This window comes from Leptospira kobayashii, assembly GCF_003114835.2.
Taxonomy (GTDB): Bacteria; Spirochaetota; Leptospiria; order Leptospirales; family Leptospiraceae; genus Leptospira_A; species Leptospira_A kobayashii.
In genome coordinates this window covers 267177-280763 of the sequence record NZ_AP025028.1, presented here as the reverse complement: position 1 = coordinate 280763, position 13587 = coordinate 267177, and the positions used below count along the sequence as shown (strand labels likewise).

Annotated in this window: 8 protein-coding genes; 6 read left to right on the top strand and 2 right to left on the bottom strand. The window is 40.4% G+C overall.

The features are described 5' to 3' along the window. Window positions 1-58: 58 nt before the first annotated feature. Together DI077_RS01360 and DI077_RS01355 are read right to left on the bottom strand one after the other, a co-directional pair. Window positions 59-1336, bottom strand: a complete 1278-nt coding sequence (locus tag DI077_RS01360; protein WP_109021946.1) for a DUF1574 family protein — start codon at window positions 1334-1336, stop codon at window positions 59-61. After that, on the bottom strand, window positions 1326-2861 hold the full coding sequence (locus DI077_RS01355) for an MBOAT family O-acyltransferase (protein WP_109021945.1): 1536 nt from the start codon (window positions 2859-2861) through the stop codon (window positions 1326-1328). Before DI077_RS01355 ends, DI077_RS01360 begins: the two co-directional genes overlap by 11 nt. 181 nt (window positions 2862-3042) lie before the next feature. Here DI077_RS01355 and DI077_RS01350 point away from each other — a divergent pair, with 181 nt between their 5' ends. The 6 genes from DI077_RS01350 to DI077_RS01325 all read left to right on the top strand — a co-directional run bounded on the left by DI077_RS01350 (window position 3043) and on the right by DI077_RS01325 (window position 13585). After that, entirely contained in the window at window positions 3043-4887 is a 1845-nt protein-coding gene (locus tag DI077_RS01350) for a RecQ family ATP-dependent DNA helicase (protein ID WP_109021944.1), read from the top strand. 304 nt (window positions 4888-5191) lie between these two features. Then, complete coding sequence (locus tag DI077_RS01345) at window positions 5192-5722, top strand: hypothetical protein (protein ID WP_109021942.1); 531 nt, start codon at window positions 5192-5194, stop codon at window positions 5720-5722. A gap of 70 nt (window positions 5723-5792) precedes the next feature. Continuing rightward, a complete protein-coding gene (locus DI077_RS01340) occupies window positions 5793-7037 on the top strand; it encodes an amidohydrolase family protein (protein WP_109021941.1) in 1245 nt (414 codons plus the stop codon). Beyond that, a complete protein-coding gene (locus tag DI077_RS01335) occupies window positions 7027-9111 on the top strand; it encodes a putative bifunctional diguanylate cyclase/phosphodiesterase (protein WP_109021940.1) in 2085 nt (694 codons plus the stop codon). The genes DI077_RS01340 and DI077_RS01335 overlap by 11 nt, the downstream gene beginning before the upstream one ends. Before the next feature lie 42 nt (window positions 9112-9153). Then, window positions 9154-11550, top strand: a complete 2397-nt coding sequence (pheT, locus tag DI077_RS01330) for a phenylalanine--tRNA ligase subunit beta (protein ID WP_109021939.1) — start codon at window positions 9154-9156, stop codon at window positions 11548-11550. A gap of 46 nt (window positions 11551-11596) precedes the next feature. Continuing rightward, window positions 11597-13585 carry a SpoIIE family protein phosphatase gene (locus DI077_RS01325; RefSeq protein ID WP_109021938.1) on the top strand — a complete coding sequence of 663 codons (1989 nt, stop codon included), beginning with the start codon at window positions 11597-11599 and terminating at the stop codon, window positions 13583-13585. Window positions 13586-13587 lie beyond the last annotated feature (2 nt).

Below are 13587 nucleotides of genomic sequence, written 5' to 3'. Positions count from 1 at the left end.
ATGGGATTCCTCTCAGTTTCATTTGAGTCTTTCAATTAGAAGGTCTATAAAAGGGAAATCAATTGGATTTTTCTCTATTTTGCAAAAAACGAAAGACTTCAGGTAAAATCAAATTATGAAATTCCTCATTCACTCTGGTCTCTCCCCTGCAATCATAATGGATATTATCCACAAAAAAATCGATAGGATAACCCGAATCGGGAAAAAAGAAAGATCCCACTTCCGGATGAGTTTTTAAAAATTTACGGAGCTCGCCTAATTTGTACTGAACCTCGGGAACATTTTCTCTTTCCCGGATCCATGGCATATATACAAAACCGAACCTGATTCCTTTTTCTTTCGTGTAAGCAATCAGTTCTTCCAAAACCAGATAATCCGGTTTTTCAAAACTCGAAATATCCGTGTTATGTGAAATATTTTTAACTTCTTCTTTTGCCTGGATTCTGGCCAAGGCTACAAGCTGGGGATTCACACGATTGGAAATATTATACTTACCCAAATGACGGTCGATTTGATCTTGGATGATCAAATTGTCTTCTCTTTGGGAATGAGGAGGCATACAAAGTCCTACTTCCACGTTTTTGCAATCCTCACAAAACTTTGATTTGGTGAGATAGTCCTTGGAAAGTTTCCAATGAGAAGAACTGATCAGGTTTCGAATTCCTCCGTGAAAACGATAGGATTGGTAAAGAAGAGGAATCGCCTTGGAAATGATGAATAATCTTTCCACACCTTCGTATTGATTCCAAAGTTCGGAAATGGAAAACTGGTGAAGGTATCTATGTCCGAAAAATTCCCATAGAATTTGATCCGCATCATCCTGTTTCCCGCCGTAACGGATGATATTTTCTTTTTTAGGAGATTGGAAGATATTTTTTTCCCAACCTTCCCTCCATCTTCTGGCTATATATTGGGATATACTTTCGTTTGAAGTGACTACTTTTCCGCTGGGATCGTAAAGAGGAGGCCCGTACCCCGACGAATAGAGTTTAGGTGAAGCGGCAAACAGAACCATTTTCGGTTTTTTGTTTCCCGCTTTCAGGTATTTATCCAAAAAGAATCGATAGTACTTCGGTCCCATTGCGGGGAGGCTGTGGTTGTACACGGAGAATTCCTTGTCATTTTTAGGAGAATATCCCTCCAAAGCCATGGAACGGGAATCACCTAACACAACGATATCGGCATCGGCTTTGCCCGATTCCACGTAGTTTTTCTTCAGGTTTACGAAAAAAATCTCGGGCTGTTCGAAATAATAAACATCCGTTAATCGAACAACGATTTCGAGTATTGCGAAAAAAGATAATGCGAATAGAATTCCGATAAATTTAGAACGCAAAGTAGATCACCTCTTTTCCAAAAATACCTTTGGTCAGAATCAAAAATCCGACTACGCAGAAGATAAATGCCTGTATGAGATAATGATAATTATAAAACCAGTATCTGTCTTTTTTGAAATAAGTAATTCCATCCAAAATAAAAAGAGGAAGAGTGATTTTCAACATCTCTTGGAATAAGATCCAGGAAGATTTCACCCCGTTGGTAGGAGCAAGGCTCCAATCCCAAAAGCAAAATACCTTTTGAAAATAAAGCAACATCATACTTCCGTCGTAACTTCGAAATGCAACTCCGCTGACTGCGACCAATACATAAATCAATATACGGGACGCAGTACCGGATAGGAAGGATTTGAATGTAATTTTGTTATCCGTTTCTTCTTCCTTCTTTTTAGGAGCGAAAAAAGCCAGATAAACTACGGTATAAACCCCTTGCATGGTTCCCCAAGTGACAAATGTCCAATTGGCTCCATGCCAAAATCCGGAGACTACAAAGATGATAAACAGGTTTCTAAGTTGTTTGAATTTTCCAAAACGGCTTCCCCCGAGAGAAATATAAATATAATCCCGGAACCAACGATTCAATGTTACATGCCATCTGTTCCAAAATTCGATCGGGTTACGGGAATACTCGGGAGTTTCAAAATTGACTGTCAATGTAACACCAAGTAGGCGGGAAGTGCCGAGCGCAATGAAAGAATAACCCGCAAAGTCGCAATAGACTTGCATCAGTAAACCGAGACAAGCAACGAAGATCTGACTTCCGTCGACAGTTGTAATGAGTCCCGGATTTGCAAGATAGAGTCCCTTGCCGCCGAGAAATACCTGGTCGATGTACATTGCAAGATTGTCCGCAACATAGACCTTCATAAAATAACCCAAAAGGATATCCCAAGCTGCCAAGGGAAGTACATCCAAAGTAGGAAACTTGGGCTTTTTCAATTGAGGTAGTAAGTCGACGGCTCTTTCGATCGGACCCGCCACCAGTTGGGGAAAATAATTTACGAAAAGTGCGAAATCAAAAAAATCTTTTTCGGGTTCGATTTGACCACGATACACATCAATTGTATAAGACATGGTTTGGAAAGTATAGAAGCTGATTCCCACTGGTAGAACAAAGTTTTGCAATACCATGATGGAACTGAAGGAAAGAGGATTTCCTCCCCAAATACCAACTAACGCATTATATGACGATACAAAACTGGAAGTAAAAAAGTCGAAATACTTCATCGTAAACAAAAGCCCTAGGTTCGCTACGACGGAGAATGCTAAAAAAAGTTTTTTGCCTGTGACGGATTTGGAACGTTGAATTCCAAGCGCAGCGAAGTAGTCGATGAAAGTACTGGTAAAGATCAGAGTGAGAAAAAACCATTCCCACCATCCGTAAAAAAAATAGGATGCGGCAAGTAGCCATAGATTTTGCGCACGAAGTGCCCAAGGACGATCTTTGGCAAAGTATCCGAAAACGAGAAATACCGCATAAACTGCTATAAAGAATAGAACGAATACAAAAGTATTAAAAAGCATGAATGGTTATTACAAGTTTCAGACGGGATGGAATTATTAAAGTGAAAAAACCCCTGATTTTTAGAATCTCATTTGCTTTTTGCTGTTGATACTTTCCGGTTCCGCCGGACCGTTTCCCGAACATCCTACTTATCCGTTTAGGTGTTGACCGAAATCAGTTTGGATTTATCCTATTCCCTGTTTGGATCTTTTAACTTCACTTCATTCTCAATTTGGCTTCAGCCAGTTTCGCTCCGGTCAAAAGGAAGCGATCGAATCCGTTCTTGCCGGCAATGATACTCTTGCCATTCTTCCTACGGGAGCGGGCAAATCCCTTATCTACCAATTGCCGGCAAGTCTCCAAAAAGACAAACTAACTCTTGTTATTTCTCCTTTGATCGCACTTATGAAAGACCAGACGGAGAGCCTCCTCTCCAAAGGAATACCGGCCGCATTTTGCAATTCCACGCAAGACGAATTGGTGCAGATGAAAACGATAGCACAGGCGGTAAACGGATCTTTGCGTGTTCTTCTGATTTCCCCCGAGAGAGCGCTCTCCCCGAGTTTTCTAAAAGTATTCAAAGAAATGAATTTATTTTCTCTCGTTGTAGATGAAGCACATTGTGTTTCTCAATGGGGACATGACTTCCGTCCCGAGTACAGACAGCTTCATTTTTTAAGAGAAAGGCACCCTTCACCTAACTTTCCTATTTTGGCGCTTACTGCGACTGCAACTGAAAAAGTAAGAACCGATGTACAAGCCGCCCTGGGAATGAAATTTCCCAAAATGGTACTTTCCACTTTCTTTCGTCCCAATCTTAAATTTTCCGTGGAATATCCGAATACGGAACGTGATAAGGCAGATCGTCTTTTTGAACTTTTGGAACCTTGGAAGGATGATAAAAAATTTGCAGGACGTACAATCGTTTACTGCGCCACCCGTAAAAAAACGGACGAAGTGTTTGAATTGCTAAAAGACTTCGGGTTCACTGCGGGGAAGTACCACGCGGGACGTACGGACGGAATCCGGGAAAGAACTCAAAATGCTTACACAGGAGGAAAAGTTCCCATCCTTGTTGCGACAAACGCATTCGGAATGGGGATGGATCAACCTGACGTACGTTTGGTGGTTCATTACCAAGTTCCGGCTTCTCTCGAAGCCTACTACCAGGAAGCAGGCCGGGCAGGAAGGGATAACAAACCGGCCGACTGTGTATTGTTTTATAAAAACGCGGACGTTGCCACCCAAGCCTTTATGATCTCCAAAGAAAGCAATTTCAAAGGAGGAGATAGTTTACTCAAACATATCAAGGATTATGCCAATCAGGAAAAATGCAGACAGGTTCAACTTTGCGAATATTTCGGAGAGTCGATCGAACCTTGCGGATCCTGTGATATTTGTTCCCATTCGACAAACGGAAAAGACAGAAAGGACTTTTTGCATGCGGAAGAAATCAAACAACGCAAAAAAGAAGAGAAACGGACCTACGAATTCGACCCGAATGAAGAGGAATGGATTCTGAATTTTTTAGCGGAACATCCCGGAGTCTTCGGAAAAACCATCATAGCAAAAACGTTAGCCGGTAAAACCACGAAAGATGTACTTCGTTACCGAATGGAAAGAAACCCGTTCCACGCAAAACTAAAACATATCCCGGAAGAAGCAATCATAGCCAAATTGGAATCCTGGACGGAACAAAGGAAAATCCTGGTCGCAGGCTCCAAATACCCGAAACTCTACCTTCCCCAATTTTCTCCCGTAAAGAAAAGAATTGGGAAAGAAGGCGATTCGGAAAGCCTGGTAAAAAAAACCAAAACTCCTACTGTCAACTCACAGATATTACGTGAATTGATGAATTACCGGGACAGAAAATCCCGCCAGCTCAAATGGAAAAAGTTTATGGTCTTCCAAAACCCTGTTCTGAAACGAATTGCGGAAAGGAAACCCAGAACTCTTTCCGAACTGGAAGCGACCAAAGGAATCGGTCCGGCCAAAGTAGAAAAGTTTGGAAGCGAAATACTGGAAATCTTGGAAAAGTGGAGATGAATTTCCGGATAGAGACATAATCTCTATAACGAAGATTTTAATTTCTGATTGTACTTCTAAGAGGGGAATTAAAATGAATTTTAATTTACACTTACCAATTAAGTTTGAGATAATAATTTTGGAGTTCTCATGAACGAATGCATTCAAAAAGACCTAGAACTTGCTAAACAGTTAATTTCTGATCCAGATTATTTACGTGATGTCGTTGTTAGACTAGACAATAGCGCATCCTCTTCCAATTCAAATACCTGGAAAGAAGAAGTAAAATACTCAATAGCAAATTACAAACTTACGGACTTTTTGGATGAAAGTTCCAACTGACATTCTTACCCAAGAGGAGCTGGAAAAAGCAACCGAACGGCTTGATCTTATTTTTTCTACCTGGGATGATCTTTGCCAAAATCATACTCTAACCAGCGAATTCAAAAATTCTTTTTTTCTCTCCGTGCCGATTACAACCGAAGCCACTCTGCGATATATTTTAGATGTCAGAAGAATTAAACAATTTCATCCGGAGGAAATTGAAAATATCAATGAATACAAAATTGCCGGTTATTTAACATATTGGATTTGCAAGCTAAAACCGGTTGTTGCCAAAGAGCAGATTAAAAGATATACTCGAACACAAAATTTTCTGAATGAAGAATTAGCATTTCATATCGCCATAGCGAGAATAAACCAGGAACGAACCATTAATAACCGCAAGAGAATCAATTTTGATGAGCAAAAAAGTAGATCTTCTCAATTTTTAAACGATTTGTTCTACACACTAAAATATAGAATCACTACAGGGGACACTTTGGCTTTGATCTATAGAAATCTAGAAACTTTTTAATTTCAGTGCGCTTCGAAATATATTCCTTCCCTAACTTATTTTAAATAACTCACTCCTTAGGAACGACCAAATGGGAAAAATCGCAGGTAGAATCGTAACACATACGGAAGAATTCAAAGGCACGGTTGTTTTTGACGAAACCGCAGGGCTAATCAAAGAAGTAAAAAAATCCGTTGATCCCGATGCACGTTTGTTTGGTGATGAGTGTGTGATATTTCCGGGATTCGGTGATATTCACATTCACGCACGCGAAGATGTCAGTGGAAAACATTGTTATAAGGAAGATTTTGTCTCAGCAGGAAATGCAGGAATAAACGGAGCGGTTTTGCATGTTGCCGATATGCCGAATAATCCCGTTCCGCCGATTGATGACAAGAGTTACGAAGAGAAACTCGCGCTTACTAAAAAATCACCGATACATATCACTCTTTATGCGGGAATCGGTCCTACCACCAAACCTTTATTAAAGAAAGTTCCCTATAAAGTTTTTATGGGACCTTCCATAGGAGAATTGTTTTTTGAAGACAACATCAGTCTCGAAAATACAATTCGGCATTACCAGGGACAGGATGTGAGTTTTCATTGCGAAGATCCAGAGATACTGACGGAAAACAAAAATAAACCCACTCACGAAGAACGTAGACCGAAAGAAGCCGAAACACTTGCGACCGACTTTGCACTTTCCCTGATTGAAAAATACGATCTCAAGGGAAAACTTTGCCACTATTCCACCAAAGACGGCCTGAATAAAATCATAGATGCAAAAAAACGAGGTGTGAATGTTACCTGTGAAGTAACACCGACTCACCTTATGTTCGATACTTCCATGCTAACGGATGATAATCGAAGCTGGTTTCAAATGAACCCCCCTCTTCGCGGCAAAGAAGATAGGGAAGCAATGGTAAAAGGGATACTAGACGGTCATATCGATTTTCTCGCGACGGACCACGCTCCTCATAGTATAGAAGAAAAGAAAAAAGGAACAAGCGGAATTTCACAATTGGATACTTACGGATTATTTGTAACTTATATGATAAATGTTCTTAACATTCCTTTGCAAACGATTGCAAGAATCTGTGCAAAAAATCCTGGAGATTTTGTCAAACAGTATTTACCGGAAAAGTTCGGATCGGGCTTTGGCGAGATTAAAGAAGGTTATGCGGCAAATTTTTCCGTTTTAAATTTAAAAAAGCCTTTTGTCTTTGAGAAAAGCATGATAAAAAGTAAGTCCGGTTGGTCACCTTTTGAGGGATTCGAGTTCCCCGGATCGATCGAAGCAGTTTATTTTTTAGGCAAAGATTTGCATGCGAAATGAAGCGGAAAATACATCTAGAACATTAGAAGACTCATTATACCCTATTCTATCTCAATTTCCGAATAGTCTGCAAATTTTCAATTGGGACGGAGAGTTCATCTCCGTCACCGAACGTTTTGCACGCTCTTTAGAATATTCTCAAAAAGAAATGGTAGGAAGGAGTTTGTTCGACTTAATCCATGAAGATGACAGAGATCAATCGATAGATGCATTGACCGACCTCAGAGACAGAAAAGCCATCATCAATTTCGAACACCGCCTGAAAACGAAATCGGGTGAGGATGTATGGATCATGTGGCTCGCGATTCCTCTTTCTGAATCGCAAATCATCATCGCAATCGACAGAGATATCACCATTCAAAAAGATATCTCTTTCGAATTCATCCTACAACAGCAAAAATACAAATCCATATTCGATAATCTTCCCATGGGCATCGCCATCACCGACGCCAAAGGGAAAATAGTGGAAACCAATCGCACGGCAAGACAGTATTTTGACATACAAGACGGAGAAACTTTAAACAGGACTCTGAACTTAAGAAAGTATACATTACTACAACCTAACGGAAGCAAGATGTATCCGCGCAATTCCAGTCTGATGAGAGCTTTGAAACAAAAAGAAGTAATCCGTAATATGGAACTCGGGCTGATCAAAGATGCAAAAGTAACTTGGTTTGAAATACTAGCGACTCCGATTCCTTTGGATAATTTCGGTCTCGCAGTAGCCTTTGTCGACATCACCCAAAGAAAACAAGCGGAAGAAAAGATAGCCTATATGGCTTTCTTTGATCAACTTACCAATCTTCCGAACCGCAATTCACTCATTGATAAATTTTTTCCCATATTTGAAGAAGCAAGAAGACACGAAAACTGGGTGGGAGTTCTCGCAATCGACATTGATAATTTCAAATTCATCAATGATTCCAGGGGCCATGAGTTCGGAGACAAAGTCGTTCAACTCATGGCATACCGCCTAAGAGAAAGCGTACGATCCTATGATTTGATCTCCCGCCAAGGAGGGGATGAATTTACAATCGTTCTGCCCGACCTTATGAATGAGAGGGACGCGGGAGTCATTTGCGAAAGCATTCTCGATGCGATGAATCATCCTTTTGTCATCGAAGGAGAGCAGATATTCGTTAACGTATCCATCGGTGTCGCTTTGTACCCGAATGATGGGAAAGATTCCAATTCTCTTTTGAAAAATGCTGATAGCGCTCTAAACCTGGCAAAACAACAGGGGAAAAGTTGTTATGTATTCTTTACGGAAGAGTTACAGACGTTAGTTGTTCAAAGACTGGAAATCGAAAACCAGATGAGAATGGCTCTCGCAAAGGACCAGTTCACATTATTCTTCCAACCAAAGATCGATCTGCAAACCTACAAACCGATCGGAGTGGAAGCTCTCATCCGATGGAATCATCCGGAAAGAGGAATGATTCCCCCCGATGTTTTTATTCCTATCGCGGAAGAAACCGGAATGATTCTCTCTATCGGAGAGCTGGTTCTCAAACTTGCCATCCAGACTTTGCGACTCTGGAGAGAAGAAGGGATCGAGGGAGTCAGCATGGCGGTCAATATTTCTACCAAACAGTTCAAACATGAAAAATTGATTTCCATCATCGCTGAAAATCTACGCCTCTTCCGGGTGGATGCCAAAGACCTCGAAGTGGAAATTACGGAAAGTTCCCTTATGGAAAATGCGGACGCCGCAGTGAAAACCATGAAAGCAATTCGTGAACTGGGGGCTACGATTGCGATCGACGATTTCGGAACTGGATACAGTTCTCTCGGATATTTAAGACGTCTTCCTATCTCTTGCCTGAAAATCGACCGTTCCTTCGTTTCCGAAATTACGATCGACAAAGACTCCGATACGATCGTCCATGCGGTTGCCAATCTGGCGCATAACTTAGGTTTGAGTGTAGTCGCGGAAGGTGCGGAAACTAAGGAACAAGTGGAAAGATTGATTGTGGATGGAATCGATTCCGTTCAGGGCTTTTACTTTTCAAGACCCCTTTCCGGTCCCGATTGTATCAAATTTCTTAAGGAAAAGCTCGGAATTTCGGATTGACCCCTTCTTAATCTCTCGGTTTCCTACACTTAAGGAAACCGCTTGAAACTCTCTCTTCATTGGCTAAACGACTTTCTTCCGTTAAATTCTGTTCCTTTCGATGTTGTCATTGAAAAGATCAATACATCCGTCTGCGAGATAGACGATATTGACGAATACAAACACCACCTAAGCTCGGTTATTACTGTAAAAATTTCTTCATTATCCAAACATCCCAACGCCGAAAAACTGCAAGTCACCGAATGTACAGACGGCAAAAAAAAATACCAGATTGTGACCGGTGCCACGAATGTCAAAGAAGGCGACATCGTTCCACTTGCACTTCCGGGAACAAAGCTAGACGGCAAAGAAATTTTATCTTCCGAACTGCGAGGAGTTCCTTCCGAAGGAATGTACTGTTCTGAAAAGGAATTGGGACTTGCGGAAGTTTCCTCAGGGGTTTTGATTTTTCCAAGCTCGACGGAACTGGGAATTTCCATCCGCAAACTATTCGCTTGGGAAGACACTATTCTTACCATCGACAACAAATCCATTACACATAGACCGGATCTTTGGAGCCACTTCGGATTCGCGAGAGAACTTTCTTCCCAATTGGAAATCCCTCTTCATTTCGAACCGCTTTCTGCGAAAGAAGATTTTCAAAAAGGAAACGACGGTTTGACGGTAAAAACAAATGGGAACGCTCACTCTTATAACGTCGCGTCCATTCCCAAAATAAAAATCGCTCCTTCCCATTTAAAAATCAAATCTCGTTTGGAGAAATGCGGAATCCGATCCATCAATAATGTCGTAGACGTTTCCAACTATCTTTTGTTAGAAGTTGGTCAACCGACTCATTTCTTTGATCGAGCCAAGCTAAAATCGACCGAGTTCCAAGTTGATTTTGCAAAACAAGACGAATCCTTCCCACTTTTGGATGATTCCGATCAAAAATTAACATCCGATATACTATTAATTCGAAACGGTTCCGATCCTGTTGCCATTGCCGGTGTGATGGGAGGAAAAGACAGTGCAGTGAGCGAAAGCACTGTGGATTTGGTTTTGGAATCGGCAGTTTTCAAAAGAGAAGATGTCCGTAAATCCATTCGAAAAACTTCCATTCGTTCCGAATCCGCCGTCCGTTATGAAAAAGGTTTGGATTCTTCTACATGCCTGCCTGTAATTGCGCGCGCCTTACAATTATTACGCGAGAATGGAAATCCGGAGGCAAAAGGTTTTGAACCGCAAGGATTCAATCATACCGCTTCTAAAAAAGTAATCATAGAAACTACATTGCGTTTTCTTCATTCCAAACTTGGCAAAGACATTAGCCTTGCGGAAATCCAAAAGATTCTGGAAAGACTCGGATTTGCGGTAAAAACATCGGGAGATTCCATCGAAGTGGAAGTTCCCAAGTTCCGTCAAAATTATGATGTCACTATACCTGAAGATTTAGTGGAAGAAATCGGACGCACCATCGGATATGCTTCCATTCCGGTTCAACCTTTGGCTTTGGCAGTGGAGACTCCCATCCGAAATCCTTTGCGGGAATTGGAAAGAAGGACGAAGGCATTTTTTGCAAACAACCTTACATTCCATGAAGTATATAATTATTCTTTTTCTTCTACCCAAGAATCACAAATCGAAGGGGAAAAGGAAAAAAACATTCTGGGAATTGCAAACGAAATGCCGGAAGAATATTCCGTTCTCAGAGCTTCCCTTTTGCCGGGACTCATCAAACAAGCGGCAAGCAACCAAGATCGTTTTGATATCGTCGATTTATTTGAAATCGGTCGCACCTATCATAAGATAAACGAAAAAGACCTCGCTTCCGAAAATCGTTGGATCGGTTTTATCAGTCTTTCTTCCGCAAAACAAAACGATTATCAAACGATTGATTCCGAATTTGTATCCCTTAGACATAAAATATCTCAAATTTTCGAAGTATTGAATATAAGATCCGGTCTCTGGTCAAAGGAAAATCTTCCTTACTTACACCCGAACGCGGGGCTCTCTTATAAGCTTGAAGGCAAAACAATCATTGAGATGGGAATCTTACATTCCAGATTTGCAGACAAATACGACCTCAAGAAACGGGCGTTCGTCGGCAAAATCAATTTGTTGAATCTTTTGGAAGTTTGGGAAAAAGAAGGAAGACAAAGTCATTTCAAAGCACCTTCTTCTTTCCCTCAAGGTCAATTGGATCTTTCCATTCTATTGAATGAAACGGAATCTACGGATCATTATCTGAACCTGGTAAAAAGTCAAAACATTCCTGAAATGGAAACCGGCTGGGTACATACGATTTTTCGCGGAGGCAATTTGGGTGAAGGAAAAAAATCAGTGACATACAGGTTTCGCCTTATGTCGTATGAAAAAACTTTTACCCAGGAAAGATTCAAAGAACTTTCCGATGAGTTGGTGAAACTTGCGGAAAAATCGGGATTGACCCTTCGCTAAATTTTCTTTGACAAAGCCGAATTTATGAATTCAATCGAGAAGACTTATGTTTTCTCGATTGGTTAGGGTCATACCTTTTTTATTCATTGTTTCCTGCACCCAACTACAAATTCGAAAATATCTTAAGAACGATACATTCATTCCGCAAAAGATCGGTTATATAACGGAAACATCTTCCTTTTATAACTTGAATTATTTGGTTTCGGATTCGGATGGAAAAATTCCCTTTACTCCTGTTTTAAAAAACAATCTTGCTTTCGGATTCAGATCGGAAGCGGTTTGGCTGCGAATCGAAGCGACCAATCATTCTTCTTCCGGTAAAATTATTTTCGATTTGGGTAACGCGCATTTGGATGAAGTGATCGTTTACGAAAAAGGAAACACCATACCGATCAAACAGGGAGGAGATTTCATTCCTCATACACAGTGGGATACTTTTTCCAAATCGGTGGCTTTCGAAATGGACTGGCCTATCGGAGAACAAAAAATATTTTTCGTGAAAACAAAATCAACGTCAAATATCAGTTATACGCTTCGTTTTTTTACCAAAGAAGCGTTCTATTTGAAGGAAAATCGTGAAAATATGATTCTCGGTTTTTTCTACGGGACCATTTTCATCATGGTTCTTTACAATCTATTCATCTATTTTATTCTGAAAGAAGGGGTATATATACTCTATTCCGTTTCCATCTTTACACATCTATGTGTTCAAACCTATTTAAACGGAATCCTCAATCAATTTTTAACTTACGATCATCCTGAAATCCATAACCGAAGCGGGAGTTTCATCATTTGTTTTTCCGTCATTTTCGGATGGAGATTCGCACAACAATCGTTAAACTTAAAAGATTTCAATCCTCGTTCCCATCTGATCCTTTGGTTTCTTATATTGATAACCTTCTTATACTTACTCTTCGGATTTCCGTTTTTAGGTTTAAACTATCTGGTTCGAATTGCAAATCTGATCGCTCAAATATTCGTAGTTTCCGTATTTGGTGTTGCACTATTGAATTATAATTCGGGAAACAAACGGGCAAAATTATTTCTATTGGGATGGAGTACTTTGCTTGTAGGTATTTTGTTATACACTCTTATGCAAAACGGATTGTTGCCTGCAAATCTAATCACAATCTATTCCAATCAAATCGGTTCTACTTTGGAAGCGGGTATACTTTCCCTAGCACTGGCAAGCAAGATCAATCAATTGAAAGAGGAAAAGGTAAAAACACAAGAAGAAGCTTTGATCACGTTGGAAGAAAAGGTAAGAGAAAGAACTAAAATTCTGGATGAGTCCTTATTCAATATCCGAAAGGATTTGAATGTTGCCAAAAAAATTCAACAAACCTTCTTTTCGCAAGTTACGATCAGCGATAGTCGTATCAAATTCGGATCTTTTTATCAATCCATGAATGAAGTAGGCGGTGATTTTTACGATATGACTCAGGTAGATTCCGATCATTACCGGATTTTCATCGCGGATGCAACTGGTCATGGAATCCAAGCCGCGCTCATAACGATGGCGATCAAAGCGGAATACGAATCTTTAAAGATTATGTATGATTCTCCCAACGATCTTATCTTTCATCTGAATCAAATTTTTATCAATAAGTATCATAATGTACAAACCATATTTACCTGCGCAGTCTGCGACATTGATCTGAAAAAAAGAAAACTTTATTTTGCATCGGCAGGTCATCCGGATCAAATCCATATCCGCGCAGGTGAGAAAAAAATTCTGCCGAGAACCGGGAAAATCATCGGCCTTATGGATCATACCATTTATAAATGTACGGAATATTTTTTAGAAGAAGGGGATCGTATCTATCTCTATACGGACGGCGCGTTCGAACAATTCAATAAATCCCGTGAGATTTTCGGAGAAAACCGTCTTTATGAAATTCTACAGGAATCAGATAAACTTTCGTTAGATGAAAGTATTCGATCGGTTGTTGAACATCTGGAAGAGTTCACTATGGAGAACTCACACCAAGACGATATTACAATCGTCGGATGTGAGATTGATAGTTTTGTTTGAAA